Origin of the sequence: Skermanella pratensis, from assembly GCF_008843145.1 — a bacterium.
GTDB classification, from domain to species: Bacteria; Pseudomonadota; Alphaproteobacteria; order Azospirillales; family Azospirillaceae; genus Skermanella; species Skermanella pratensis.
The window spans coordinates 5,751,951-5,777,944 of the sequence record NZ_CP030265.1; the positions used below are offsets into that span (position 1 = coordinate 5,751,951).

At 69.0% G+C, this 25,994-nt stretch carries 26 protein-coding genes and 1 pseudogene; 9 read left to right on the plus strand and 18 right to left on the minus strand.

Features of this window, described 5'->3' with window-relative positions; translation table 11 throughout:
* Positions 1 to 69 precede the first annotated feature (69 nt).
* The 6 genes and pseudogenes from DPR14_RS26475 to cobB all read right to left on the minus strand — a co-directional run bounded on the left by DPR14_RS26475 (position 70) and on the right by cobB (position 7,908).
* Positions 70 to 4,929 (minus strand): NAD-glutamate dehydrogenase, encoded by a 4,860-nt coding sequence (locus DPR14_RS26475; RefSeq protein ID WP_158047814.1) that lies wholly within the window; start codon positions 4,927 to 4,929, stop codon positions 70 to 72.
* Positions 4,930 to 5,064: 135 nt separating this feature from the next.
* Positions 5,065 to 5,730 carry a heme exporter protein CcmB gene (gene ccmB / locus DPR14_RS26480; protein ID WP_158047815.1) on the minus strand — a complete coding sequence of 222 codons (666 nt, stop codon included), beginning with the start codon at positions 5,728 to 5,730 and terminating at the stop codon, positions 5,065 to 5,067.
* Positions 5,727 to 5,900, minus strand: coding sequence for a hypothetical protein (locus tag DPR14_RS29215; RefSeq protein WP_425501054.1), 174 nt, complete (start codon positions 5,898 to 5,900; stop codon positions 5,727 to 5,729). The genes ccmB and DPR14_RS29215 overlap by 4 nt, the downstream gene beginning before the upstream one ends.
* A gap of 60 nt (positions 5,901 to 5,960) precedes the next feature.
* Positions 5,961 to 6,379 (minus strand): annotated as a pseudogene (locus DPR14_RS29220) (ABC transporter ATP-binding protein); the annotation flags it as partial.
* Positions 6,380 to 6,645: 266 nt separating this feature from the next.
* A complete protein-coding gene (locus DPR14_RS26490) occupies positions 6,646 to 7,074 on the minus strand; it encodes a type II toxin-antitoxin system PemK/MazF family toxin (protein ID WP_158047816.1) in 429 nt (142 codons plus the stop codon).
* Positions 7,075 to 7,188: 114 nt separating this feature from the next.
* Positions 7,189 to 7,908: a Sir2 family NAD+-dependent deacetylase gene (cobB, locus tag DPR14_RS26495; RefSeq protein ID WP_425500998.1), complete on the minus strand. Its 720-nt coding sequence runs from the start codon at positions 7,906 to 7,908 to the stop codon at positions 7,189 to 7,191.
* Between the two features lie 77 nt (positions 7,909 to 7,985).
* On the opposite strand from cobB, the gene DPR14_RS26500 reads away from it, so the two are divergent.
* The 3 genes from DPR14_RS26500 to DPR14_RS26510 are packed head-to-tail and all read left to right on the plus strand — an operon-like array spanning position 7,986 to position 9,740.
* Positions 7,986 to 8,423: a DUF6314 family protein gene (locus DPR14_RS26500; RefSeq protein ID WP_158047817.1), complete on the plus strand. Its 438-nt coding sequence runs from the start codon at positions 7,986 to 7,988 to the stop codon at positions 8,421 to 8,423.
* A gap of 2 nt (positions 8,424 to 8,425) precedes the next feature.
* Positions 8,426 to 8,932 carry a low molecular weight protein-tyrosine-phosphatase gene (locus tag DPR14_RS26505; protein ID WP_158047818.1) on the plus strand — a complete coding sequence of 169 codons (507 nt, stop codon included), beginning with the start codon at positions 8,426 to 8,428 and terminating at the stop codon, positions 8,930 to 8,932.
* Positions 8,913 to 9,740 carry a fructosamine kinase family protein gene (locus DPR14_RS26510; RefSeq protein ID WP_158047819.1) on the plus strand — a complete coding sequence of 276 codons (828 nt, stop codon included), beginning with the start codon at positions 8,913 to 8,915 and terminating at the stop codon, positions 9,738 to 9,740. The genes DPR14_RS26505 and DPR14_RS26510 overlap by 20 nt, the downstream gene beginning before the upstream one ends.
* Before the next feature lie 7 nt (positions 9,741 to 9,747).
* Here DPR14_RS26510 and DPR14_RS26515 read toward each other — a convergent pair whose 3' ends face one another.
* Genes DPR14_RS26515 through DPR14_RS26525 form a run of 3 tightly spaced genes read right to left on the minus strand, consistent with a single transcriptional unit; the run spans position 9,748 to position 11,768 of the window.
* On the minus strand, positions 9,748 to 10,404 hold the full coding sequence (locus tag DPR14_RS26515; RefSeq protein ID WP_158047820.1) for an exopolysaccharide biosynthesis protein: 657 nt from the start codon (positions 10,402 to 10,404) through the stop codon (positions 9,748 to 9,750).
* A 22-nt stretch (positions 10,405 to 10,426) separates the two neighbouring features.
* Positions 10,427 to 10,741: a hypothetical protein gene (locus DPR14_RS26520; protein ID WP_158047821.1), complete on the minus strand. Its 315-nt coding sequence runs from the start codon at positions 10,739 to 10,741 to the stop codon at positions 10,427 to 10,429.
* 37 nt (positions 10,742 to 10,778) lie between these two features.
* On the minus strand, positions 10,779 to 11,768 hold the full coding sequence (locus DPR14_RS26525; protein ID WP_158047822.1) for a 2-hydroxyacid dehydrogenase: 990 nt from the start codon (positions 11,766 to 11,768) through the stop codon (positions 10,779 to 10,781).
* A 213-nt stretch (positions 11,769 to 11,981) separates the two neighbouring features.
* Between DPR14_RS26525 and DPR14_RS26530 the strand changes: the two genes are divergently transcribed.
* Positions 11,982 to 12,521: an SH3 domain-containing protein gene (locus DPR14_RS26530; RefSeq protein WP_158047823.1), complete on the plus strand. Its 540-nt coding sequence runs from the start codon at positions 11,982 to 11,984 to the stop codon at positions 12,519 to 12,521.
* A gap of 24 nt (positions 12,522 to 12,545) precedes the next feature.
* On the opposite strand, the gene DPR14_RS26535 is transcribed toward DPR14_RS26530, so the two are convergent.
* The 3 genes from DPR14_RS26535 to acs form a co-directional block, all read right to left on the minus strand.
* A complete protein-coding gene (locus DPR14_RS26535; protein ID WP_158047824.1) occupies positions 12,546 to 12,962 on the minus strand; it encodes a rubrerythrin family protein in 417 nt (138 codons plus the stop codon).
* Between the two features lie 140 nt (positions 12,963 to 13,102).
* Entirely contained in the window at positions 13,103 to 13,534 is a 432-nt protein-coding gene (gene irrA / locus DPR14_RS26540) for an iron response transcriptional regulator IrrA (protein ID WP_158047825.1), read from the minus strand.
* A gap of 187 nt (positions 13,535 to 13,721) precedes the next feature.
* Positions 13,722 to 15,677 (minus strand): acetate--CoA ligase, encoded by a 1,956-nt coding sequence (gene acs, locus DPR14_RS26545; RefSeq protein WP_158047826.1) that lies wholly within the window; start codon positions 15,675 to 15,677, stop codon positions 13,722 to 13,724.
* A gap of 721 nt (positions 15,678 to 16,398) precedes the next feature.
* Between acs and DPR14_RS26550 the strand changes: the two genes are divergently transcribed.
* Positions 16,399 to 16,677, plus strand: coding sequence for a hypothetical protein (locus tag DPR14_RS26550; RefSeq protein WP_158047827.1), 279 nt, complete (start codon positions 16,399 to 16,401; stop codon positions 16,675 to 16,677).
* A gap of 12 nt (positions 16,678 to 16,689) precedes the next feature.
* Here DPR14_RS26550 and DPR14_RS26555 read toward each other — a convergent pair whose 3' ends face one another.
* The 6 genes from DPR14_RS26555 to DPR14_RS26580 all read right to left on the minus strand — a co-directional run bounded on the left by DPR14_RS26555 (position 16,690) and on the right by DPR14_RS26580 (position 20,673).
* Entirely contained in the window at positions 16,690 to 17,070 is a 381-nt protein-coding gene (locus DPR14_RS26555; protein WP_158047828.1) for a Rieske (2Fe-2S) protein, read from the minus strand.
* A gap of 7 nt (positions 17,071 to 17,077) precedes the next feature.
* Positions 17,078 to 17,491: an EVE domain-containing protein gene (locus tag DPR14_RS26560; protein ID WP_158047829.1), complete on the minus strand. Its 414-nt coding sequence runs from the start codon at positions 17,489 to 17,491 to the stop codon at positions 17,078 to 17,080.
* Between the two features lie 49 nt (positions 17,492 to 17,540).
* The gene (locus tag DPR14_RS26565; protein WP_158047830.1) at positions 17,541 to 17,831 is read right to left on the minus strand and encodes a YciI family protein; all 291 of its coding nucleotides are present in this window, start codon (positions 17,829 to 17,831) and stop codon (positions 17,541 to 17,543) included.
* 44 nt (positions 17,832 to 17,875) lie between these two features.
* The gene (locus tag DPR14_RS26570) at positions 17,876 to 18,892 is read right to left on the minus strand and encodes an NAD(P)H-dependent glycerol-3-phosphate dehydrogenase (protein ID WP_158047831.1); all 1,017 of its coding nucleotides are present in this window, start codon (positions 18,890 to 18,892) and stop codon (positions 17,876 to 17,878) included.
* A 348-nt stretch (positions 18,893 to 19,240) separates the two neighbouring features.
* Positions 19,241 to 20,311: a tRNA (adenosine(37)-N6)-threonylcarbamoyltransferase complex transferase subunit TsaD gene (tsaD, locus tag DPR14_RS26575; protein ID WP_158047832.1), complete on the minus strand. Its 1,071-nt coding sequence runs from the start codon at positions 20,309 to 20,311 to the stop codon at positions 19,241 to 19,243.
* Positions 20,312 to 20,322: 11 nt separating this feature from the next.
* Positions 20,323 to 20,673: a hypothetical protein gene (locus tag DPR14_RS26580; protein ID WP_158047833.1), complete on the minus strand. Its 351-nt coding sequence runs from the start codon at positions 20,671 to 20,673 to the stop codon at positions 20,323 to 20,325.
* A gap of 237 nt (positions 20,674 to 20,910) precedes the next feature.
* On the opposite strand from DPR14_RS26580, the gene hemC reads away from it, so the two are divergent.
* From hemC to DPR14_RS26600, 4 genes are all read left to right on the plus strand, one after another.
* Positions 20,911 to 21,855, plus strand: coding sequence for a hydroxymethylbilane synthase (gene hemC / locus DPR14_RS26585; RefSeq protein WP_158047834.1), 945 nt, complete (start codon positions 20,911 to 20,913; stop codon positions 21,853 to 21,855).
* A 7-nt stretch (positions 21,856 to 21,862) separates the two neighbouring features.
* The gene (locus DPR14_RS26590; RefSeq protein ID WP_158047835.1) at positions 21,863 to 22,621 is read left to right on the plus strand and encodes a uroporphyrinogen-III synthase; all 759 of its coding nucleotides are present in this window, start codon (positions 21,863 to 21,865) and stop codon (positions 22,619 to 22,621) included.
* A gap of 134 nt (positions 22,622 to 22,755) precedes the next feature.
* Positions 22,756 to 24,513 (plus strand): mitofilin family membrane protein, encoded by a 1,758-nt coding sequence (locus tag DPR14_RS26595; RefSeq protein ID WP_158047836.1) that lies wholly within the window; start codon positions 22,756 to 22,758, stop codon positions 24,511 to 24,513.
* The gene (locus DPR14_RS26600; protein ID WP_158047837.1) at positions 24,513 to 25,982 is read left to right on the plus strand and encodes a heme biosynthesis protein HemY; all 1,470 of its coding nucleotides are present in this window, start codon (positions 24,513 to 24,515) and stop codon (positions 25,980 to 25,982) included. The genes DPR14_RS26595 and DPR14_RS26600 overlap by 1 nt, the downstream gene beginning before the upstream one ends.
* The last annotated feature ends 12 nt before the right edge of the window (positions 25,983 to 25,994 follow it).

Sequence of the window (25,994 nt, forward strand, 5' to 3'; positions counted from 1 at the left end):
ATGTTGACACATGCGGCCAGGCTCCGGGGGTGGGTCCCACGGCCTCCGGGCAACCCGCCCCCCGGCCCCTCAGCTCGCGATCAGCCCCCGAAGCTGCCGGTTCGCCACCGCCAGCATCGCCAAGTCCACCCGCGTCACCCCGCGCAGCTCCGTCAGCAGCTGCCGGATCCGCTCCACCGGCCCCTGGCGGCATGCCGCCCAGGCGTCGATGACCCCGGTGTGGTCCTGGCCGTCGTTCAGGATGCGGGCGGTCAGGTCGCTCTGGAGGCCGTAGAGATCGTCGATGATCGCGCTGACCGCCTGCTTCTGCCAGTGGTTCTCGGTCTTGACCCGGACCGCCTGGCAGCGCAGCCATTCCATGCCGAAACGGTGGCCCAGCTCGAAATAGACCAGCGCCACGGCGGGAACGTCGCGCCGGCACAGCCGGGCGATGCGGGTCACGTCCAGCCCCGACGCCAGGATGCCCAGGCTGGCGACCCGGCGGGCCAGGTCGGCCGGCACGTCCTGCTCCGTCCAGTGCGCGGCGCGCTCCTCCAGCAGCCTCATGTCCTCCTCGCACAGCACGGTGCCCAGGTCGGTTGCCAGCTGCTCGACGCCGGGGGTGTAGTTGGCCGCTTCGGCGCCCAGGTCGAGCGGCTGGGGGGCGTTGATCAGGAACCACGGCACCGTGCGGTGAAGCAGCGCCTGGGTGGCGAGGATCATCTCGTACTGGCAGTCCGCCGGCACCCGGTTGTCCAGCGACTCGATGGCGGTCCAGACGGTCCGCAGGGCGAAGGCGTCGCGGCTGACGGTATAGGCCCGCGCGATGTCGCCCGGCCCCATGCCGGTCTTCTCCATCATCTCCGACAGGAAGGTCGGGCCGACCCGGTTGACCATGCTGTTGGTGGTGTATGTCGCAATGATCTCGCGGCGCAGCCGGTGCCGCTCGATCGCCTCGCGGAAGTCGCGGCGCAGCGCCTTGGGGAAGTACTTGACCAGGTCCTCCACCATGCGCGGATCGTCGGGCAGGTTGGAGCCCAGCAGGTCGGCGTACAGCGTGATCTTGGAATAGGCCAGCAGCACCGACAGCTCCGGCCGGGTCAGCGCCTGTCCGCGCGACGTCCTCGACGCGATCTCCTCGTCGTCGGGCAGGAACTCGATCGGCCGGTTCAGGTGGCCGCTCTTCTCCAGAAGCCGCATGAAGCGGACATGGCCTTCAAGCGACTCGGCCCCGCCCATTCCGGCGACGCTGATCGCCTGGGTCTGGAGGTAATTGTCGGCCAGCACCAGCTCGCCCACCTCGTCGGTCATGCTCGCCAGAAGCTGGTCGCGCTGCTTCATGGTCATGTCGCCGCGGGCGATCACGTCGCCGGTCAGCACCTTGATGTTGACCTCGTGGTCGGAGGTATCGACGCCGGCGGAATTGTCGATCGCGTCGGTGTTGATCCGTCCTCCCCCCTGGGCGTACTCGATCCGGCCCCGCTGGGTCACGCCCAGGTTGGCACCCTCGCCGACGATCTTCGCGCGGACCTCCCGGCCGTCGATCCGGCTGGCGTCGTTGGCCTTGTCGCCGACTTCGGCGTGGGTCTCCTCGGTCGCCTTCACGAAGGTGCCGATGCCGCCGAACCACAGCAGATCGACTTGCCCCCGGAGCATCCCCTGGATCAGCTCGGCCGGGGTCACCTTGTCGCGGGTCAGGCCGAACCGGGCCTGGATCTCGGGCGACAGCTTCAGCGACTTGGCCTTGCGGTCGAAGATGGCGCCGCCCGGCGACAGCAGTTCCGCGTTGTAATCGGCCCAGGTCGAGCGCGGCAGGTCGAACAGCCGGCGCCGCTCCTCGAAGCTGGTCGCCTGATCGGGATCGGGGTCGCAGAAGATGTGCAGGTGGTTGAAGGCGCCCACCAGCCTGGTGTGGCGCGACAGCAGCATGCCGTTGCCGAACACGTCGCCCGACATGTCGCCGACGCCGACGCAGGTGAAGTCCTGGGTCTGGCAGTCCACGCCGATCTCGCGGAAGTGGCGCTTGACCGATTCCCAGGCGCCGCGCGCGGTGATTCCCATCTTCTTGTGGTCGTACCCGCGCGACCCGCCCGACGCGAAGGCGTCGCCCAGCCAGAACCCATAGTCCAGCGACACGCCGTTGGCGATGTCGGAGAAGGTCGCCGTGCCCTTGTCCGCCGCCACCACCAGGTACGGGTCGTCGCCGTCGATCCGGACCACGCGGGGCGGCGGAACGACCGAGCCGTCGGCCGCGAAGTTGTCGGTGATGTCGAGAAGGCCCCGCATCAGCGTCTTGTAGCACTCGATCACCTCGGCCATCAGCACGTCGCGGCCGGCATCGGCCGGCGGCGGGCGCTTGACCACGAAGCCGCCCTTCGACCCCACGGGCACGATGACCGCGTTCTTGACCATCTGCGCCTTCATCAGGCCCAGGATCTCGGTCCGGAAATCCTCGCGCCGGTCGGACCAGCGGATGCCGCCGCGGGCGACCTTGCCGCCGCGCAGGTGGATCGCCTCGACCCGCGGGCTGTAGACCCAGACCTCCACCATGGGGCGGGGCAGGGGCAGCTCGTCCACGCCCCGGCTGTCCAGCTTCATGGACAGGTAGGGCTTGACCCCGCCGTCCTCGGCCTTCTGGAAATAGTTGGTCCGCAGGGTCGAGCGCACGAGGTTGAGGAACCGGCGCAGGATGCGGTCCTCGTCCAGGTTGGCGACGTCGTCCAGCGCGTGGTCGATCTCGACCAGCAACCCGTTGACCGCGACCTGGGCCTCGTCGGCGCCGCCCGGTGTCGCGCGCCTGTCCGGATCGTGCAGGGTCTGGAACAGCCGGACGATCAGCCGCGTGATGGCGGCGTGATCGGCCAGCGTGTCCTCCATGTAGTCCTGGCTGAACTGGAAGCGGATCTGGCGCAGATACTTGGCATAGGCCCGCAGCATGGTGATGTCGCGCCAGCCCAGCCCGGCGCGGATCACCAGGCGGTTGAAGCCGTCGTCCTCCATCCGGCCTTCCCAGACCCGCAGGAACGCATCCTGGAACGCCTGCCGCACGCGGCCCAGGTCCACGGCGATGCCGGCCCTGCTGGTCATGGCGAAGTCGTGGATCCAGACCGGCTCGATCCGGCCGGGGATCGTCACCTCGAACGGCCCGCCCTCCGAGACGACCTTGACGCCCATGTGCTCCAGCATGGGCAGGATGTCGGACAGCGCCACCTGCCCGCCGTCATGGTAGAGCTTCAGGTAAAGCTCTGTCTCGCCGGCCTCGATCGGCCGGTAGAGGTTCAGGCCCAGGCGCCCGGTATGGAGCACCTCTTCGATCCGCTCGATGTCGTAGACGGCCAGTTCCGCCCCGAAACGATCCCGGAATCCCACGTCGAAGGCGGCGGAATAGCGCCGGTGCAGGCGCAGGCCCTCCTCCTCGCCGCGGGCATCGACCAGGGCGTCCTGGAGCCGGTCGGGCCAGGCGCGGCTCGCCTCGATCAGCCGTTCCTCGATCTCCCCGGCATCGTAATCGGGAATGCCGCCCGGCTTCGTTTCGATGACGAATTGGACCCGCGCCAGCACGCTCTCGGCCAGCTGGGTGAAGAAGGCGGAGCAGGAGCCGTCGAAGGCGCGCTCCAGGATCGCCTGGATGCGCCGGCGCAGGTCGGTGTCGTAGCGGTCGCGCGGGACATAGACCAGGCAGGTCATGAAGCGCTCGAACGGGTCGCGGCGGATGAACAGGGCGGTGCGCTGGCGCTCCTGCAGGTGAAGCACGCCGATCGCGATCTCGTACAGCTCGTTGTCGGTGATCTGGAACAGTTCGTCCCGGGGGAAATTCTCCAGGATATGGGTCAGCGCCTTGCCGTCGTGGCTGCGCGGGTCGAACCCGGCGCGGGTCAGCACGCGGGCCACCTTGTTGCGCAGGAACGGGATGTCTCGGGCGCTGGCGCTGTAGGCGGCCGACGTGAACAGGCCGACGAACAGGTGCTCGCCGACCACCTTCCCGTCGTCGCCGTAGGCCTTGATGAAGATGCTGTCCATCAGGGCCGGGCGGTGCACGGTGGCCCGGCGGTTCGACTTGGTCACCAGCAGCAGGCGCGGCTGGCGCAGGAACTGCTGGGCGTCGGGCGGCAGGGAGGCGAAGTTGCGCAGCCCGTCGAACACGCGGACGTCGTCGTCGCGCAGGATGCCAAGCCCCTCGCCGGGGACCGGGGTCAGCCGGGCCTCGTCGCCCTCGCCCTCGAACCGGTAGCGGCGGTAGCCCAGGAAGGTGAAGTTGTCGTCGTTCAGCCAGTGCAGGAAGTCGCGCGCCTCGGCCAGCTCGCCCTCGGGCAGCGCGTCGGGCGTCCGGTCGACGCCGTCGATGATCCGGCGCATGGGCTCGTGCATGGCCTTCCAGTCCTCGACCGCCGCGCGCACGTCGGCCAGCACCTTCTCGATCCCCCGGGCGATGCGCTCCAGGAACTGGGGATCGGTCTGCTCGTCCACCTCGATATGCATGAAGGATTCGGGCACGGCCTCGGCAGGCGCCGCCTGCGGCTCGTACAGGTCGGTCAGGCGGCCCGACGCGTCGCGGCGCACCCGCACCACGGGGTGGATCACCAGATGGACTGTCAGGCCCTGGCGGTTCAGCTCCGCCGTGACCGAATCGACCAGGAACGGCATGTCGTCGTTGATGATCTCGACCACGGTATGGCCGGACTGCCAGCCGTGTTCGTCGAGCTGCGGGTGATAGGCCCGGACCCGCGCGTTCCGCTCCGGCCGCTGGGAGGCGAACTGCCAGATCGACAGCGCTGCGCTGTAGAGCTGGTCGGGGCTCGACTCCAGCAGGTCGTCGGGAGGCACGTTGGCATAGAACTGCCGGACGAACCGTTCGGCCATGTCGGCCCGGTCGCGGTTCAGTCGGTCACGAACGCGGCTGACGATCTGCTCGGTCAGCTCGCCCTTGAGTTGTTCGGCCTTCAGGGCCATGCCTGCCTCCCGTATTGCGGTCCGCTTCGGCGGTTTTCACCGCTTCTGTTCGGACCCGAGTGTAGCAGGTGAACATGGGTCCGTGGGGGAAGGTTGCGTGACGGGCCTATGACCTTGACTATAACCTTCCCGGGCCTACTCGATCGCCTGGCGCAGCGCCGCCGCCCCGGCCCAGGGTGCCAGCGGCAGGGCCGCGACCAGCAACCCTCCCAGCAGCAGCAGGTGCGGCCGGGCGGTGAAGCCGGACAGGGACGCGTCGATGGCGCCGGCCCCGAAGATCAGCACGGGGATGTAGAGCGGCAGGATCAGAAGCGACAGCAGCACGCCGCCGCGCCGGGCGCCCAGCGTCAGGGCGGCGCCGATGGCCCCGATCAGGCTCAGGGTCGGCGTGCCGATCAGCAGCGTCGCGACCAGCACGGGAAAGCCGGCCGGCTCCATGTTCAGCAGCAGCGCCAGCAGGGGTGCGGCCACGATCAGCGGCAGGCCGGTGACCAGCCAATGCGCCAGCACCTTGGCGAACACGACAGCCTCCAGCGGCAGGCTGGACAGGGTCAGCAGCTCCAGGCTGCCGTCCTCGTAGTCGTTCTGGAACAGCCGCTCCAGCGACAGCAGGGAGGCCAGCAGCGCCGCCACCCAGATCACCCCCGCGGCGATGCGGGCCAGGATGTTCGGCTCCGGCCCGACGCCGAACGGGAACAGCACGACGCACAGCACGAAGAACATCACCGCGACGGTGGCGTCCGACCCCTGCCGGAGCGCCAGCCGCAGGTCGCGCGACACGAGATGGAGGAAGCGGTTCATGGCTCGATCTCTTCCGCTTCCGCCGCCAGGGCGAAATCGTCCAGCTGCAGGGTCGAGGCGCCGGGCAGGGCGATCTCGGCATGGGTCGAGACCACGACGATGCCGCCGCCCGCGCGGTGGTCGGCTATCGCCGCTTCGAGCTGCCCGATGCCGGCCCGGTCGAGCGCCACCGACGGCTCGTCCAGCAGCCACAGCGGCGCGGGCGCCGCCAGGATGCGCGCGAGGTTCAGCCGCCGCTTCTGCCCGGCGGACAGGTATCGGCCGGAATGTCCGCGATGTGCGGCACGCCCAGCCGCTCCAGGGCGGCCAGCGCCGCGCCGGCCGGATCGGGAGCACCCCCCAGCGCGGCCCAGAAGGCCAGGTTCTCCCGCGCCGACAGCACCGGCTTCACGGCGTCGAGATGGCCGACATAGTGGATGCGCGCCCGGTGCAGGTCCGGATCGTCGGAAACCGGCACGCCGTCCCAGCTCATGCTTCCGGAGAAGGGCCGCAGCAGCCCCGCCATCAGGCGCAGCAGGCTGGACTTGCCGCTGCCGTTAGGCCCCAGCAGCACCAGCGCGCCGCCGGCCGGAACCGCGAACGAGAGATCCTGGAACACCAGCCGCTCGCCGCGCAGGCAGGTCAGGTCGGTACCGGCGAACAGGGGCATGGGGGCGGAACGGTCGGCATGAGGGTTGAAAACCGGACGGGTGCGGAGTGGTACAGCACCCCGCCACCGCTGCCAAGCGCATTCGGCGGCAAGCCACCGGACCGGATCGCTGGAGAAGGCCGGAACGCAAAGAGCCCCGCCTTGCGGCGGGGCTCCGAAGCTCGACGCCGTGCGAGGTTTGCGTTCACCCGTTGCACGGCCGCCCCTGGCGGGGTCTTAGACGCGGATGGCCGAAGCTCAGAGCCGCAAACAAGCAAGAAACTATGCTAAGTCATGTGTTTTGTCAATCCGCCCAGCCCAAGCGCGCTCAGGATGCAGATCCTGACCCGACGCAGATCCTCGGACGAAATCGGCTCGTACCGGTACTTGCGAACGCCGGTGACATCCTTTGCATACCGCGGAAAATCAAGTCTGTGGAACCCGACCGCACAGACCATGTCTCCCTTTACCCAGCGCATGCGATCCCCCCACGGCTCCGGCAGAGGGGGGTCCAGATCGATCCGGCAATGATACGGCATTTTCGGAACCGGCTCGGCGGTGCTCAGCGCCACTACCGTGCAAAGTCCCGGGCGTACGCCGATCTTCGGGCTTACGACGACGACGGGCCGTCGCTTGACCATCTCAGGCTCTTTGAATCCCTGGTCGAAATCGCAGAACAGCACGGTTCCAATCGGTGGATGCTCTTTGATGGCCATTTTTAACGTCTTGGATGGTGGCAATCTTGCGAGCTTGGCCTGAGGTCGATAAAATTTCCTTACAATTGCATGGGAATTCAGGCGGATTATCGTTTCACTTCCTTAACTTCCCGGTTATCGCAATGCCAGCAGCCGCTCGACGAAGGCCGGCACCGTCCCGGTCGCGGAGCCGTAGATCGTCTCGTCGAACAGGGTGGCGCCTTCAGAGGGTTCCAGGTTCAGCTCCACGGTGTGCGCGCCGTTGATCCGCGCCTCCTGCACGAAGCCTGCGGCGGGATACACGTTGCCGGAGGTTCCGATTGACAGGAACAGGGCCGAAGTGGCAAGATTCTGATAAATGCGCTCCATTTCCAGGGGCATCTCGCCGAACCAGACCACGTGGGGGCGCATCTCCGCGACGGCCCCGCAATCGGCGCAATCATCCTCGACCGACAGGTCGGCGCGGATTTCGGAGATCGCGCCGCACACGCCGCACCTGGCCTTCAGCAGCTCGCCGTGCATGTGGATCAGGTTGCGCGATCCCGCCCCCTCGTGCAGGTCGTCGATGTTCTGTGTGACCAGCAGGACCTCGCCGGGCCATTCCCGCTCCAGCCGGGCCAGGGCGTCGTGGGCGGCGTTCGGCCGGACGTCGGCCTGGAGCAATCCGCTCCGCCGGTCGTTGTAGAAGCGGTGGACCATGTCGGGGTCGCGGGCGAAGCCCTCGGGCGTGGCTACATCCTCCAGCCGCACCCGTTCCCACACGCCGCCGGCGCAGCGGAACGTGTCCAGGCCCGATTCCTTGGAGATGCCGGCGCCTGTCAGGATGACGATCCGGTCCGAAGGCTTTAACATCATGATGCTTTTTCCGAAGCGGGAGAGTTGGCGTGAGTTTAGGGGCGTGCTTGGCCGAGGCCAATGGAAGAGTCCACGCGGTGGCGGACCTGCGCGCATTCCTGGCGGGCGCGTGGCGCATCGCCCGCACCATGCGCGACGCCCGGCTGGGACAGGACGGCTCGTTCGACGGGACCGCGGTCTTCCGGGACTTGGGCGACGGGGAGCTGCTGCTGAGGGAAACCGGCATATTGCGCTTCGGCGGGCATGCGGGACCGGCCGAGCAGACCTACCGATATACCTTCCCGGACGGGCCGCGGCGCGCGATGGTCTTCCGCCACGACGGCTCGCCGTTCCATGACCTGGACCTGTCGGACGGCGCCGCCGAGGTTCTGCACCGCTGCGGCGCCGACGTCTATCGCGGCGGCTTCCGGGTCGAGGGTCATGGCGCCTGGAGGGTGCGCTGGCTGGTCGGCGGGCCGCGCAAGGACTATCACATGGTGACGCGGTACAGCCGAGTTCCGGATCCGGAGGAGTAGCGATGGTCAAGGTCCTGTTCGTATGCACCGGCAACATATGCCGCTCCCCCACCGCCGAGGGGGTGTTCCGCCACCTGGTCGCCGAGGCCGGACTGGCCGGCCAGATCGAGACCGACAGCGCCGGCACCCACGGCTACCATGTCGGCGAACCGCCGGACCGGCGCTCGGTGGCCGCGGCCGGCAAGCGCGGCGTCGATATCGGCGACCTGCGCGCCCGCCGGGTGAAGCCGGCCGACTTCGAGGAATTCGACCTGATCCTCGCGATGGACCAGGGGCACTACGACCAGCTCGTCCGCATGGCGCCCGACGGGGCCAAGGACCGCGTCAGGCTGTTCATGGACTATGCGCCGGACGCCCCCCGGCGCGAGGTGCCCGATCCCTACTACGGCGAGGGCACCCACTTCACCGAAGTGCTCGACCTGGTCGAGGCGGCCTCGTCGGGCCTGCTCGACCGGCTCCGCCATTCCCGCCCGGGAGCCGTCCATTTCCATGCCGCCGAAGATTCCTGACAGCGTCGGCACGGTAGCTTCGGCCAGGCCGCTGGCCGGCGGCAACGCCGCCCAGCTGTGGCTGCTCGATCTCCGGGACGGGCGGCGGGTGGTCGCCAAATGGGGCAGGGGCTTGGCGCTCGAGGGCATGATGCTGCGCCATCTCGCCGACCATTCCCGCCTGCCGGTACCGGAGATGTACCACGCCGAAGACCGCCTGCTGGTGATGTCCCACATCGAGAGCGACGGCGGCCTGACCGCTTCCGCCCAGGAGCACGCCGCCGAACTGGTCGCGGCGCTGCACGGCATCGGGGCTCCCCGCTATGGGTTTCCGCAGGACACGCTGATCGGTCCGCTGCCCCAGCCGAATCCGGAATCCGACGACTGGATCGCCTTTTTCCGCGACCACCGCCTGATGCACATGGCGCGCAAGGCGCTGGACGAGCGGCGGATCGACGGCACCCTGATGGCGGCGATCGAGCGGCTTGCCGCCCGGCTTCCCGACCTGATCGGCGAGCCCGCCCCGCCGAGCCTCATCCACGGCGACCTGTGGGGCGGCAACGTGCTGGCGTTCCGGGGACGCATCGCCGGCTTCATCGACCCGGCGGTTTATCATGCCGATCCGGAGATCGAGCTGGCCTTCTCCACCCTGTTCGGCACCTTCGGGGAACCCTTCTTCCGCCGGTACCGCGAGCTTCGCCCGATCCGGCCGGGCTTTTCCGAAGTGCGCCGCGACCTCTACAACCTGTATCCGCTGCTGGTCCATGTCCGCCTGTTCGGCGGCAGCTACCGCGGGCAGGTCGCCCGGATCGTGAACCGCTTCGGCTGACCTCTCCTCAGGGAAACAGCTGGCGGTACAGCAGCAACGCCGCCTCGATGATCAGGATCACCACGGCGACCACGACCGTGACGCTGCCGACGGCGACGCACAGGCCCAGGGTCACGCAGACGCCGTCCTTCTCCAGCAGGCCCAGCGCCATCAGCGCCACGGCGAAGGCGGGCAGCAGGTTGCCCAGCGGGATCGGCAGGATCAGGATAAGGGAGAGCAGAAGGCAGACCGCGCCCAGCATCCGCTCGCCCGGGCCGTCGGTCAGGACCGCCCAGCGCGGCCTGAGCAGGCGCTCGGCCCAGACCAGATAGCGCCGGGTGGCGCCGGCCATCTTCAGGAAAGTCTCCCGCCGCACCGTCAGCCGGGCCAGCCGGGCGGGCAGCCAGGGCGCCCGGTGGCCCAGCATCAACTGGGCCGCGAACAGCACCATCGGCAATCCCAGCACGGTGGACAGGCCGGGCAGCGGCACCGGGATCATGTTGGGCAGGGCGAAGATCAGCAGCAGCGCCCCGAACGCCCGGTCGCCCAGCAGCGTGATCAGGTCTCCCAGCACGATCCGGTCGTCCGGGTGGCCCTCGACGAAGATGTCCAGCAACTCGGATGCCCGTGGACGCCCGTGGGGAGAGATCGCGTGCTTCGAATGGGCAAGCATTTCGTCGGGCATTCTCGGGAGCCGCTCTCCGGCCTCAAGGTTCGCGAAGGTTCAGGATGTCGTGCTTGACCGATTTCCAGACCATCGAGAGCATGTAGATGACGGCGAAACCGACCAGGTTGAGCACCAGGACCACGGCGATCATGCCGAACATGGACTGCTGGTCCAGGAACAGCCTCAGGGTGCCGTCCAGATGCAGCGCGACCAGCACCGCCACGCTGGCGCCGATCGCGGCGAGCGGCAGCAGCACCTTCAGCAGGACGGTGCGCAGCGTCCTGCGTCCTCGCCGGTCGCGCCGCTCCCACGGGTCGGTCATCTGAAGCTCCATGGCGTCGTCGGGTACCGGCACGCCGTGCCGGCACCCGTCATATAGGCGACCGGAGCGCTCAGAACATCGCTTCGAGCACGCGGTCCGGCGGGGCGTGGCCGTCGGCGAAGGTCTTGATGTTGATGATCACCTTCTCGCCCATGTCGATGCGGCCCTCGATCGTCGCCGAGCCCATGTGGGGCAGCAGGACGACGTTGTCGAGCGTCAGCAGCTTCGGGTTGATCGCCGGCTCGTGCTCGAACACGTCTAGCCCGGCCCCGGCCAGCTCGCCCTTCTGGAGCATGCGGGTCAGGGCGTTCTCGTCCACCACCTCGCCGCGCGAGGTGTTGACGATGTAGCAGTGGGGCCGCAGCAGCTGCAGGCGCCGCGCCGACAACAGGTGGTACGTGGCCGGCGTGTGCGGGCAATTGATGGAGACGATGTCCATCCGCGCCAGCATCTGGTCCAGGCTCTCCCAGTACGTCGCCTCCAGCTCGCCCTCGATCTCGGGGTGGACGCGGCGGCGGTTGTGGTAGTGGATCGACAGGCCGAAGCCGCGGGCGCGCTTGGCCAGCGCCTGGCCGATCCGGCCCAGGCCGATGATGCCCAGGCGCTTGCCCCAGATCCGGTGACCCAGCATGGTGGTCGGACCCCAGCCCTTCCACTCGCCGGCCCGGACCAGCCGCTCGCCTTCCGACAGGCGGCGGGACACCGCGAGCAGCAGCGCCATGGTCATGTCGGCCGTGTCCTCGGTCAGCACGCCGGGCGTGTTGGTGACTGTGATGCCGCGCTGGCGGGCGGTCTTCAGATCTATATGGTCCACGCCGGTGCCGAACGAGGCGATCAGCCGCAGGTTCGGGCCGGCCTGGGACAGGACGCGAGCGTCGATCCGGTCGGTCACCGTGGGCACCAGCACGTCGGCGGTCTTGACGGCCTCTATGAGCTCCGCCGCGGTCGGCGGCGTGTCGTCGTGGTTGAGGCGGGTGTCGAACAGCTCCATCATCCGCGTCTCGATCACGTCCGGCAGCTTGCGGGTGACGACGACGACGGGTTTCTTCTTCTCGGGCATCGGACCGGATCTCCCTGGCGGCTTCGCCATGCCATACCAAGCGCCGTGCCGTCTTGTCCAGCGACGCGGTAAGATCGGACATCCGGCAAGTGACCACCTCTTAACGGACTTGGTCTAGGCTGAGCCGTCTCGGGGCGGTCATATCCCCGCCACATTGAGGCAATAGCCCGTTCCAGGGCTTCCCAGACCTGTTACAGACCTGAGTTCTCGTCCATGATATCTGCCGCCCGTTTCGGCATTCTCGCCATCTGCTTCGGCGTCCTGCTGCTGCCCGCTTCGCTTTTCGCTCCCGCTGCACTCGCGCAGGAGCCCGAGTCGGTCCCCGGCATGGCTCCGCCGACGGGCCTGCCGGTACCGCGCTTCGTCTCGCTCCGCTCGGCCGAGGTCAACGTGCGGACCGGGCCGGGCACGCGCTACCCGGTGGAATGGGTCTTCGTGAAGCGCGACATACCGGTGGAGATCACCGCCGAGTTCGACACCTGGAGACGCATCCGCGATTGGGAGGGGACCGAAGGCTGGGTTCACCAGAGCATGCTGTCGGGCAAGCGCGCCATGATCGTCACCGGCGGCGTCCGCGTTCTGCGCCGCACCGCCGGCGACGCCGCCGCGGGCTTGGCCAAGGTGGAACCCGGCGTCGCCGGCAAGTTGCTGCGCTGCGAGCAGGCCTGGTGCGAGGTCAATGTCGACGGCTACCGCGGCTGGCTCCAGCGGTCTGAATTCTGGGGCGTCTATCCGGCGGAAGCGATCGAATAGGGGGGCATTCCAGCCCCCGCCCGTTCAATCCAGCTGGTCCAGCATCTTCTGGAAACGGGCGGCATGGGCCTTCTCCGCCTTGGCGAGCGTTTCGAACCAGTCGGCTATTTCATCGAAGCCTTCCTCGCGGGCCGTGCGCGCCATTGCCAGATACATCTCGACGGCCTCGAAGGTCTCGCCGGCGATGGCGGCGGCCAGGTTCTGCCGGGTGGTGCCGATCGGCCTGCCCGTGGCCGGGTCGCCGACCTCCTGGAGGAATTCGAGATGGCCGTGGGCATGGCCGGTTTCCCCCTCCGCCGTGGTCCGGAACGCGGCGGCGGCATCGTGGAAGCCTTCCACGTCGGCCTGCTGGGCGAAATACAGGTAGCGCCGGTTCGCCTGGCTCTCGCTGGCGAAGGCCGCCTTCAGGTTCTGTTCGGTCCTGGAGCCCGAGAGCGACATTCCATCCTCCTCATCCTGGGGACGGTTCCGGTCGTGCCCCCGGCCGGGCCAAACCATCCCGGCACCTTATGCATCCCGAAGGAGGTAGGAGTCAATCAACCGGTAATATTCGAAACTGATCCGGGACCGAAAATGCCCGATCAGCCGGCGGCGGGATCTTCGGGCATCAGGCGGATAATCACGTCGACGCGCGCCACCTTGGTCCCGGCGGGTGCCTGGGGCAGGTGGGCGACGGTCACGCTCTCGCTCGGAATATCCTGTAGATTGCCCGACCCTTCGAAGAAGAAATGGTGATGGTCGGCTACGTTCGTATCGAAATAGGACCGCCCCGCCTCGACCACCACCTCGCGTAGCAGTCCCGCGTCGGTGAACTGGTGCAACGTGTTGTAGACCGTCGCCAGAGACACCCGTACCTCGGCATCGGTCGCCTCGCCATGGAGCTGCTCCGCCGTGACATGCCGGTCGGCCTTGTCGAACAACAGGCGGGCGAGTGCCAGCCGTTGCCGTGTCGGGCGAAGGCCAACCTGCTGAAGCCGGTCCAGGACGTGCTTGAAGGGGCGTGTTCCAGTCATGGTTCGCATATGGTAGCGGGCGGACACCAATGAAAGGTGCCTCGAAAATCAGCATTAATATTTAGAACGAATACAGCTCCGTGCGCAAGGTGGGGTATGGCGGCAAGCCATCCGGGGATGGGCGAACGAAAAAGGGGGGCTCAAGGCCCCCCTCTCCCGACTTGATCCGATCTGCCGAACGGGCAGGTCAGCTGTGGTTCATGCGGTTGTCGACCAGTTCGCTGACCACGCCGGGATCCGCCAGCGTGGAGGTGTCGCCGAGCGCCTCGTGCTCGTTAGCGGCGATCTTGCGCAGGATGCGGCGCATGATCTTGCCCGAACGGGTCTTCGGCAGGCCCGGCGCCCACTGGATCAGGTCCGGCGTGGCGATCGGGCCGATCTCCTTGCGGACCCAGGTCACCAGCTCCTTGCGCAGCTCCTCGCTCGGGTGCTCGCCGGCGTTGAGCGTGACATAGGCGTAGATGCCCTGACCCTTGAGGTCATGCGGGTAGCCGACGACCGCGGCCTCGGCGACCTTCGGGTGGGCGACCAGCGCGCTCTCGATCTCGGCGGTGCCCATGCGGTGTCCGGACACGTTGATCACGTCGTCGACGCGGCCGGTGATCCAGTAGTACCCGTCGGCGTCGCGGCGGCAGCCGTCACCGGTGAAGTACTTGCCCTCGAAGGTCGAGAAGTAGGTCTGGACGAACCGGACATGGTCGCCGAACACCGTGCGCATCTGGCCGGGCCAGCTGTCGGCCATGCACAGGTTGCCCTCGGTCTCGCCTTCCAGCAGCTTGCCGTCGTTGTCCACGACGACGGGCTGGACGCCGAAGAACGGCAGCGTGGCCGAACCGGGCTTGGCCGTGGTGGCGCCGGGCAGCGGCGAGATCAGGATGCCGCCGGTCTCGGTCTGCCAGAAGGTGTCCACGATCGGGCAGCGCTCGTCGCCGACCACCCTGTGGTACCACAGCCAAGCCTCGGGGTTGATCGGCTCGCCGACCGAACCCAGGATGCGCAGCGACTTGCGGCTGGTCTTCTTGACCGGGGCCTCGCCCTCGCGCATCAGCGCGCGGATGGCGGTCGGCGCCGTGTAGAAGATCGACACGTTGTGCTTGTCGATCACTTCCCAGAAGCGCGAGACCGACGGGTAGTTCGGGATGCCCTCGAACATCAGGGTCGTGGCGCCGTTGGCGAGCGGGCCGTAGACGATGTAGGAGTGGCCGGTGACCCAGCCCACGTCGGCCGTGCACCAGTAGACCTCGCCCGGCTTGTAGTCGAAGACGTATTGGTGCGTCATCGAGGCATAGACCAGATAGCCGCCGGTGGTGTGAAGCACGCCCTTGGGCTTGCCGGTCGAGCCGGAAGTGTAGAGGATGAACAGCGGGTCTTCCGCGCTCATCTCCTCCGGCGGGCAGTCGGCGGAAACCTTGGCGATCTCCTCGTCGTACCAGACGTCGCGGCCCTCGGTCCATGCGACCTCGCCGCCGGTACGGCGGACGACGATCTGGGTCTTGACGTTCGGCGACCCTTCCAGGGCAACGTCGGCGTTCTTCTTCAGCGGCACCTTGCGGCCGCCGCGCAGCCCCTCGTCCGCGGTGATCAGCAGGTGGCTGTCGCAGTCGACGAGACGGTCGCGCAGGCTGTCGGGCGAGAAGCCGCCGAACACGATGGAGTGCATGGCGCCGACTCGGGCGCAGGCCAGCATGGCGTACGCGGCCTCGGGGATCATCGGCAGGTAGATGGTGACCCGGTCGCCCTTCTTGACGCCCTTGGCCTTCAGCACGTTGGCCAGCCGGCAGACCTGCTCATGCAGCTCGCGGTAGGTGATGTGCCTGCTTTCGGCCGGGTTGTCGCCTTCCCAGATGATCGCGGTCTGGTCGGCCTTGTCGGCGAGGTGGCGGTCGATGCAGTTGGCGCTGACGTTCAGCGTGCCGTCGAAGAACCACCGGATATGGACGTCGCCGGTGAAGCTGACGTCCTTGACCTTGGTGTAGGGGCGCATCCAGTCGAGGCGCTTGCCATGCTCGCCCCAGAAAGCCTCCGGATCCTTGACCGACTGCTCGTACATCCGGGCGTAGCCTTCGGCATCGACCCAGGCCGACTTCGCAGCAGCTTCGGGAGGCGGGAAGGTGCTGGGAGTTGTGTTCGGCGTTGTGTTCATTGGCTCGCGGTTCCCCCGGTTCATTCTGGTTACTGTTCACGGCCGATCTTGGAACAATCGATCCGGTAACCTCATCGGTCAACACGTGATTATCCACAGCGGCCTATCTTTAACAAGCCGTTCGGGCGCAAGGCACGGTGCCCCGCGCCAGCCTCGAAGGCTGCGGAAAAATCGTACCGGACCTTGTAAAGACGGCGCCGGCAACGGGCATTGATCTATCTCAAGTGCCGAATCGGTTCCCTTCGCGATCGCGGTAGAGCGGGACCTGTCGTCTGAAACGATGAAATACTGGACGTTCCGGCGGGGTCTTCTTCATGGGATGGGGCAGGCGGAGCCGGGCCGTTGTCTTGCCCCGGGCATGACGACGGACGATGCCGCATTGCCGCATCAGTGTTCCGGCATTGGCCGGAGTCTGGAGTCGGCGCTCGCCGGCCGGATATGGATTGGACGCGGCAGATCCGACTCATGGGCCATGACTGCATATCGGCGGCCCGCTCGATCCAGCATCCGGGGGCGTGGTCAGCCGAGTGGTCTTTCCACTCCGGTGACCCCGCGGGCAACAGCCACGGTGAAAACGGAAGGCCCGCCGATCCGGCCCTGGACAATAAGTCGCAAGGCATAGTCCGTCCGGAGGTTGTGCCGGCCCTTCCGAACCCGCATTCAGGACGTTCCGCCAATGTAACATTTACCCCCTGTTAAGGAGCCCGCGTCTAACGTTGCGATGGCGAGCGTGGTGCAAGGCGGGCGGGGCAGCGACATGTCGGGCGACAGGGGTGCGGACAGCGGAACGGAGGGCGGCGCGGACGGCGGGGCGGATTGCGCCGGCCGGCTGAGCCAGATCAGCAACCGTACCAGCATGATGACCATCGACGCGGTGCTCCGCGCCGTGCCGCGCGACGGCAAGGGCTATGCCGCGGCGGCCGACGAGCTGCGCGGAATCGCGCGTCGGGTCGTCCATACCACCCGGGATTTCGTGGCCAGCCTGCCGGATGCCCGCTGACCACCCTTGTTCTCAGGCCTTTTCCGATCCGACTTCCGATCCGGCCGGGCGGTCCGGGGCTAAGACCCGGCCGTCCTTCGTCGTGACCGCCACGCGGGCAAGGAACTTGCCGACGCAGGGACCACTGACGCAGAGCCCCGTGCTGATCTCGAACAGCGCGCCGTGGGTGGCGCACTGGATATGGCGGCCGTCCAGGCTCATGAAGCGGTCGGGGGTCCAGTCCAGCGGTGAGCGGGCGTGCGGGCAGGAATTGACGTAGCCCACCGCCCTGTCGCCCTGCCGCACGACCAGGATGTCGAGCGGTGCCGAGCCGGCGGGATCGCCCGAGCGCAGCGTGAAGCCGCGCCCGGTGCCATCGGGGATTTCCTCCAGGCGGCAGAGTTCTCCGGGCATCGATTCCTCAGGCATCGATGCCGGCCAGCCGGCAGATATGCCGCCACTGGATATCGGTGACCGGGCAGACCGACAGGCGGGACTGCCGGATCAGCGCCATGTCTGCCAGGACGGGATCGGCCTTCATCTGCTTCAGGGTCACCGGCATCGCGGCGGGAACGACCGGCCTGACGTCCACCATGCCGAACCGGCCCGACTCGTCGCCGGGGTCGGGATAGTATTCCCGCGCGATCTCGACCACGCCGACGATCTCCAGCCCCTCGTTGGAGTGATAGAAGAAGGCCCGGTCGCCCAGGCGCATGGCCTTCAGGTTGTTGGACGCCTGGTGATTGCGGACGCCGTCCCAGTGGGTGACGCCGTCCGCGACCATCCGGTCCCAGGAATATTTGAAGGGCTCGGATTTCACCAGCCAATAGGCCATCGCTGCCGCCTCGGGGTCTTGTCTGTCCGTCTTGGATTCCGGTCGGGTATCAGGCGGGTGATTTCGGCAGGACCTTGCGCCAGGGCCGGATCGTTACGCTCTCGAATAGACCGGCCTTGGCATAGGGGTCGTCGGCGGAGAAGCGCTCGGCGCCGGCGCGGTCGTCGAACTCGACGATCAGCACGCTGCCGGTCATGGCGCTGCCGTCGTCGGTCAGCGTCGGGCCGGCGGCGAAGATCTTGTCGCCGAAGCTTTCCAGATAGGCCAGGTGGGCGGTTCGGTTGGCCGCACGGACATCTCCGCTGCCCTGCCTGTCGGTGCAGGTGATGATGAAATGCATTGCGATGTCTCCCCTTCGTTCTGTTGCGGGTGACCAGTCTTACCCTACCGGCCTTCGATCCGAAACGGCCGAGCCATCAGGGCCGCGATCGTCGCGTCGATGTCGGCGCCGCGGTTGAGGATGGCGTCGACCGCCTGGCAGATCGGCATGTCGACGCCCCGGCGCGCGGCGAGCGCTCCGACGGCCGCGGCGGTGTGGACACCCTCCGCGACCGAATGGCGCTCCCCCAGGATGTCCGCCAGCGGCCGTCCCTGCCCCAGCGCCGCGCCCAGCGACATGTTGCGCGACTGGTGGCTGGTGCAGGTCAGCGTCAGGTCGCCCAGGCCGGACAGGCCCGTAAGCGTCTCCGGCCGGGCGCCCAGCGCCAGGGCCAGCCGGGTGATCTCGGCGAGGCCGCGGGTGATCAGCGCGGCGCGCGCGTTGTCGCCCAGCCGCTTTCCCTCGATGATGCCGCAGGCGATCGCCAGCACGTTCTTGACGGCGCCGCCGATCTGCGCGCCGGTCACGTCGTCGGACAGGTACGGCCGGAAGCTCCGGCTGCCCAGGGTCTCGACCAGGCGCGCGCCAAGGGTCTGGTCGCCGATGGCCAGCGTGACCGCGGTCGGCTGGCCGCGCGCCACCTCGGCCGCGAAGGTCGGGCCCGAGAGCACCGCGATCGGGTGCCCGGGCAGTTCCGCCGCCGCGGCCTCGCTCATCAGGCAGCCGGTCGCAAGCTCGATCCCCTTGGCGCACAATACGACCGGTGTGCCGGCCGCCGCGAGCGGGGCCAGCCGGGCGCAGGCGGCGCGCAGGTGCTGCGCCGGGGTCACCAGCATCAGCACGTCGGCCGCCGCCGCCTCCGCCAGGTCGCCGGTCAGGCCAAGCGCGGGGTCGAGCGGGATTCCGGGCAGGTAGCGGGCGTTCTCGCGCCGGTGCCGCATCGCCTCAACAGTCTCCGCCTCGCGGGCCCACAAGATGGATTCGCGTCCCGCCCGGAGCGCCGCCAGCGCGATCGCGGTGCCCCACGCACCGGCGCCGATCACGCCGACTCGGGCGAAAGGCAGGACATCGGCAGCGGTCATGACGGATTCCCCTGGTGGCGGACGGCGCTGTCATTACGGGAGCGGCGCGGGGATGGCAACCGGGTTGCGCGGATCGCCCGACCGGAGCGCATACCGGGAGGGAGGAGATTGGCGACCACACGCGAATCCGGACGGTATTATCCGGAATTGCCCGCGACCGGATTCGATCACGGCACTCCTGAACTGGACGACTCCGATACCGGACCTTGTCGCCGGGACGGTTTCCGCGGATCCCTGCGCGTGCGGGACGGGCGACCCCGAGCACTGTCCTCGACATCGAGATCGTTTTCATCGCGACGCATTCTCCCGGCGATTGACCGCCGCGGAGCCGGATATCCTCGATACCCTTCAGGGCTTAGCACCCTTGCCCTCCGGCTTCCGGGCCGTCGGGTCGAGCGGCCAGCGGGGGCGGGGTGCGAAGTCGAGGCCGTCTGACTGGCCAAGCCGGAGCCGCTCCAGCCCGGCCCAGGCGATCATCACGGCGTTGTCGGTGCACAAGCGCATCGGCGGCGCCTGGAAACGGAAGTCCTGCTTCTCCGCCAGGGCGGTCAGCCGGGCGCGCAGATACTTGTTGGCGGCGACGCCGCCCGCCACCACCAGCGTGTCGCCGGCCGGATACTCGGCGCGGAACCGGTCCATGGCGCGGGCGCAGCGGTCGACCATCACGTCGCCGACGGCGGCCTGGAACCCGGCGGCGAGGTCGCGGACGTCGGCCGGGTCGAGCGGGCCGGGCGGCAGCTCGTCCAGGCGGTTGCGCACCGCCGTCTTCAGGCCGGAGAAGGAGAAGTCGCAGCCCGGGCGCCCCTTCATCGGGCGCGGCAGCTCGAACCGGGCGGGGTCGCCGCCCTGGGCGGCGCGCTCCAGCAGCGGCCCGCCGGGATAGCCCAGACCCATCAGCTTGGCCGCCTTGTCGAACGCCTCGCCGACCGCGTCGTCGATCGTGGTGCCGAGCCGCCGGTAGCGCCCGACCCCCTCGACCGCAAGGATCTGGCAATGTCCGCCCGACACCAGCAGCAGCAGATACGGGAAGGCCAGGCCTTCCGGCGCGGGGTCGGTCAGCCGCGCGGTCAGGGCGTGGCCTTCCAGATGGTTGACCGCGACGAAGGGCAGGCCGAGCACGGCGGCGATCGCCTTGGCGGTCATCACGCCGACGATCACGCCGCCGATCAGCCCCGGCCCCCCGGTCGCCGCGACGCCGTCGAGCCGGTCGAAGCCGATGCCCGCCTCGTCCATGGCGCGGCGGATCAGGCCGTCCAGGTGGTCCAGGTGGGCGCGGGCGGCGATCTCGGGTACGACGCCGCCATAGGGGCGGTGGTCGGAGAGCTGCGACAGCACGACGTCGCCCAGGATCTCGCGCCGGTCGGTGACGACGGCGGCGGCTGTCTCGTCGCAGCTGGTTTCGATGCCTAAGACTATCATTCCGGTGCGATTCAGGTTCGGGTCAGGGTTTCGGTCAGGATCTGCTTGGTGATGACCAGCGACAGGGAGCCGTTCTCGATTTCGAGGAACTTCTCGGAAGACCTGGGCAGGGGGATCTTGTTCTTCCGGCAGAACAGGATCAGGAAGGCGGCGATCTCGCCCTGGCCGAACCGCAATTCGTGAAGCTTGCGGGCGCCGATCTGCTCGATCTGGACGAACAGCTGAAGCTCCGGCTCGGTCGCCGTCCACACCCGGCGGACCTGCCCGTGCGGCATCTTGTCCGGATGCAGGGCCGCGAACAGCCGCACCGCCTCGCGGACCGCATCGTTCGAAAATATCACCTGCCTGCGTTCAGTGATCATCCACCGTCTCTCTGTCCACCGTGCCGCCCCCGGGGCCGAATCGGGAGGTAAAGCGATCCCGCCGCACCGCGGCAAAGCGATCCTGCTGCACCGCGGCAAAGCCATCCCGCCGCACCGCAGCGACGGGACAGCGAGACATATAGCGTAAAAGCCCCTATACCAACGGACTTTCCACTTGCGCCGTCCCGGCCCATGTGGGGACTTCCGCAGCGGTCCGTAACGTCCTAAAGAAAAATCATGAGCATCCCTGTGCGAACCGGCCCTGTCCGTATCGGCACGCGCGGCAGCCCCCTGGCGCTGGCGCAAGCCCACCAGACCCGCGCCCGCCTGGCCGCGGCCCATGCCGCGCTGGCGGCCCCCGACGCGATCGAGATCGTGGTGATCAGGACCACCGGCGACCGCATCCAGGACCGCACCCTGATGGAGGCCGGCGGCAAGGGCCTCTTCACCAAGGAGATCGAGGAGGCGCTGGTCGCCGGGTCGATCGACCTGGCGGTCCATTCCATGAAGGACGTGCCGACCTGGCTGCCCGACGGGCTGGAGATCCGCTGCCTTCTCCCGCGCGAGGACCCGCGCGACGCCTTCTTCTCCAACGTCGCCGCCCATCTCGACGACCTGCCGGAAGGCGCCGTGGTCGGCACCGCGAGCCTGCGCCGGCAGGCTCAGGTGCTGGCGCGGCGGCCCGACCTGAAGGTGGTACCGATCCGCGGCAACGTGGAGACGCGGCTGCGCAAGCTGGCCGACGGCGAGGTCGACGCGACCCTGCTGGCGCTCGCCGGGCTGAAGCGGCTCGACATGACCGACCGGATCACCTCGGTGATCGAGCCCGACGTCATGCTGCCCGCGGTGGCCCAGGGCGCCATCGGGATCGAGACCCGGGCCGACGACGACGTGACCAACGCCCTGCTGTCCCCGCTCAACTGCGAGGCCACCATGGTCCGCGTCTCGGCCGAGCGGGCGCTGCTGGCGGCGCTCGACGGCTCCTGCCGGACGCCGATCGCGGCGCTGGCCAATCTCGACGAGGCGGGCAACCTGACCCTCGACGCGCTGGTGGCCGATCCCGCCGGCAAGCAGATGCTCGGCACGGCGCGGCGGGGAACCGCGGCCGATGCCGTGGCCCTGGGGCGCGACGCCGGCGAGGAGTTGAAGCGCCTGATGCCGCCGGACTTCTTCGTGCCGTGAGCGGGCCGTGACCGCGCAGCCCCCCGGCACCGGACCGCGGCGCATCCTGGTGACGCGCCCGCGCGAGGATGCCCGGGCGTTCGCCTCGGAGCTGCGCGGACGCGGCTTCGAGCCGATGGTCCAGCCCTTGCTGGAAGTCCGGAACCTGCCTGGCCCGCCGCTGGAACTGGACGGCGTACAGGCCCTCCTGTTCACCAGCGCGAACGGCGTACGAGCAACCGCAGCCCGTACGACCCGGCGCGACCTGCCGGCATTGGCGGTCGGCGACGCGACCGCCCGGTGTGCCGCGGACGCCGGCTTCACCCGGGTCGAAAGCGCCGGCGGCGATGTCGAAAGCCTCGCCCGGCTCGCTGTCCGCGTCCTGGACCCCGCGGCCGGGCGGCTGTACCATGCCGCCGGCAGCGCCGTCGCCGGCGATCTGGCCGGGGATCTCGGCCGGGCCGGCTTCACGGTGGAGCGCCAAGTGCTGTACGCGGCCGAGCCGGTGACCGAACTGCTGCCCGGCACCGCCGAGGCGCTGTACGCCGGTACAATCGACGCAGTCCTGTTTTTCTCTCCCCGGACGGCGCAAAGCTTTGTTAAGGTTGTTGAGAAGGCGGGATTGGCCGATCGCCTCGGCGAAGTCCTGGCTTTCTGCCTGAGCGAAGCGGTCGGTACGGCGGTGCGTACGGTAGGGTGGCGCGACATCCTCACCGCGCGCCGGCCGGATCAGGCGGCTCTGCTTGATCTGCTCGCATCCGCCCGGAGCCCTTCCCAGCCGGACTGACAACGCCGGCCGGAGCCCGGACCGGAACCAAGTCCCGGACCGGAACCAAGTCCCGGACCGGAACCAAGTCCAAGAACAGTTCGACGAACAACTGCCAACGATAAACGCCCCCAGGGAATACGAGAAGGCCGCTCATGAGTCCCCGTCCCCCCGATCAATCGGATAACGACCCGACCGTGCCGGACCCGTCCGACGGCACCAACCCGACCGGCTCCGCAGCCGAGCGCATCATCGAGAAGTTCGGCGGCATCCGCCCCATGGCCCACAAGCTGGGCATGCCGGTCACGACGGTCCAGGGATGGAAGAAGCGGGGGGCGATCCCCAGCGCGCGCCATCCCGACCTGCTCGCCGCCGCCGGACGCCACAACGTATCGCTGGACCAGGCGGAACTCGACGCGGCCGCGCCGGCCGACGAGCGCGCCGCTGAGGACCGCACGGCCGAGGACCGCACGGCGGACGAGGCGACGCCCGCCGGCATCGCCGCGCCGGAGTCCGCCGACACGTCGGCGGCCGACACGTCCCCGGCCACGCCCTGGAGCAGCGCGCGCAGTTACGAGCGGCCTGACGCCACCTCGACCGAGCCCGAAACAGAAACCGCGACCAGGACCATGGCTGAGCCGATCCACCGCGACCCCGAGCCGGTTCGCACGCCCGAACCCGCCCGAGCCTCCGGCGGCGGCAAGGGCCTCGCGACCTTCGCCATCCTGCTGGCGCTGGCCGGCACCGGCGCCGCCGTCACCGCCCCCCAGTGGGGACCGCAGGTGATCCCGCAGATCTGGCCGCCCCGCACCGACACCGACACGGGCGCTTCCCAGCAGATCTCCGCGCTCGAACAGCGGGTCCAGGAGTTGGCGTCGCGCGGCTCCGACACCGCGCCGCTGAACGACCGGATCGCCCAGCTCGAGCAGCGGCTGTCGGAAGTGTCCCAGGCGCAGCCGCAGCCACAGCCGCCGCAGCAGGCGGAGCAGGCCGCTCCCGCCGGCCTCGACCAGGCCCAGGTCGAATCGATCGTGCAGGACCGCGTCCAGCAGTTCGCCGGCCGGATCGGCGCGCTGGAGCAGCGGTCCCAGCCGCAGCCGGGCGTCGACCGCCAGGCGCTGGACGCCCGCGTCGCCCCGCTGGAACAGCAGCTCCAGGCGCTCGCCCAGGTCCGCGACCGGGTGCAGGGGCTGGAAGGCCGCGTCGGCACGCTTGACCAGCAGCAGGGCCAGGCGATCGCGCGGCTGCGCGACAGCGTCGCCGGCCTGGAGCAGGAGGCCAACCGCCTCGCCCAGGAGATCAACAGCACCGCCAACCGCGCCACCCAGGTGGCCGAGACGCTGACCCTCCGGCAGGCCCAGGAAAGCAAGGCGCAGGCCCTGGTGCTCGCCGCCGGCCAGCTCCGCGCGTCGCTCCAGAGCTCCCGGCCCTTCACGTCGGAACTGTCCGCGGTGCGCGCGGTCAACCTGGAGGATCCCCAGGTGGTCCAGGCGCTGAACGCGATCGAGCCCCATGCCGCCGACGGCATTCCGACCGAGGCGCAGCTGAACCAGCAGTTCTCCGACGTGGCGGGCGAGATCGTCCGCGCCGGCGTGCTGGCCAGCGGCGCCAGCGGCGAGTGGTGGGACAAGGCGCTCTCGACCGCCTCCTCCCTGGTCAGCGTCCGGCGGACCGCCGGCGAGATCCAGGGCAGCGGCGCCGACGCGATCACCGCCCGGGCGGAGCGGCACCTGAAGTCGGGCCGCCTGGACGAGGCTGTCAAGGAGCTTGAAACCCTGACCGGCGAGCCCGCGACGGTCGCCCAGCCCTGGATCGAGGATGCCAAGGCGCGCCTCGCCGCCAACGAGGCCGGCGCGCTGCTGACCGGCCAGGCCATCGCCCGCCTGGCGGGCTCCGCCGGAGGCAACCAATAATGACCCGCGCCATCTGGTTCCTGATCAAGCTGGCGATCGTCGTCGCGATCGCCATCTATCTCGTCGAAAATCCCGGCGCGGTCACGATCGACTGGCAGGGATACGTCATCAACACGTCCTTCGCCATGCTGCTGCTGGTGACGGTGGCGGTCATCGCGATCGTGGCGCTGGCCTACCGGCTGTGGCGGGGCATCCGCGGCGCGCCGGGGGCCTTCGGCCGCCGCAGCCGGACGCGCAAGCGCGAGCGCGGCTACCGGGCGCTGACCCGCGGCATGGTCGCGGTGGCTGCCGGCGACGCCGCCGGCGCGCGACGCTATGCCCGCGAGGCCGACACCATGCTGCGCGACCCGCCGCTGACCATGCTGCTGTCGGCCCAGGCCGCCCAGCTGAACGGCGACGAGAAGGCGGCGGAACGCTATTTCCAGACCATGCTGGAACGGCCGGAGACGGCGTTCCTCGGCGTGCGCGGCCTGCTGACCCAGGCGATCCGCGACGGCAACCGGACCGAGGCGCTGCAACTCGCCCGCCGCGCCAAGTCGCTCCAGCCGCAGACGCCGTGGGTGCTGACCACCCTGTTCGACCTGGAGACCCGGGCCGCCCAGTGGGGCCGCGCCGAGCAGACCCTGCTCGACGGCATGAAGTCGGGCGCCTTCCCGGCGGAGGCCGGCCGGCACCACCGCGCGGCCCTGCTGCTGGAGCGCAGCTACGAGGCCGAGCTGGAAGGTCACCACGACGATGCCCTGCGCCACGCCCAGGCCGCCGCCAAGCTGGAACCCGCGTTCCCGCCGGCCGCCTCGCGGCTGGCCCGCCTGCTGGCCCGCACCGGCAAGCACCGCAAGGCCGGCAAGGTCATCGAGAAGGCCTGGAGCACCCGGCCGCATCCCGAACTGGCCGATGCCTACCGCGACATCAGCCCGGACAGCGACCCGCTGGCCCAGGTCAAGCGGTTCGAGCGGCTGCAGTCGATGGTGCCCAACGACCTGGAGGGGCATGTGGCCCTGGCGCGCGCCGCCATGTCCGCCAGGCTGTGGGGGGAGGCCCGCAACCACCTGAGCAAGGCGCTGGCCGAGCGTCCGAGCGACAGGGTCTACCGCATGCTGGCGGAACTGGCCGAAGCGGAGCACGGCGACATCGCCGCCGCCCGCGACTGGCTGGCCAAGGCCGCCAACGCCGAGCCGGACCCGATCTGGGTCTGCAGGGAATGCGGTACCCTGTCCAAGTCCTGGCGCAGCCTCTGCGGCCAGTGCGGCGCCTTCGACAGCATGGAATGGAAGCTGCCCAGCGTCGCCATCCAGATCGCCGAACCCCACCGCCTGCCGCCCGCGAAGCCCTCCGAACCCCCCGCGCCGCCCCAGCCGGCGACCACGACGACGGTGGTCCAGCAGCCGGAGGAGACGCCGGCCGCTTCTCCGCCGCAGGGGGCGCAGCAGGGAACCACGGCGCAGCAGCCGCAGCCCGCCGCGGGCTAGGAACGTCCTGTC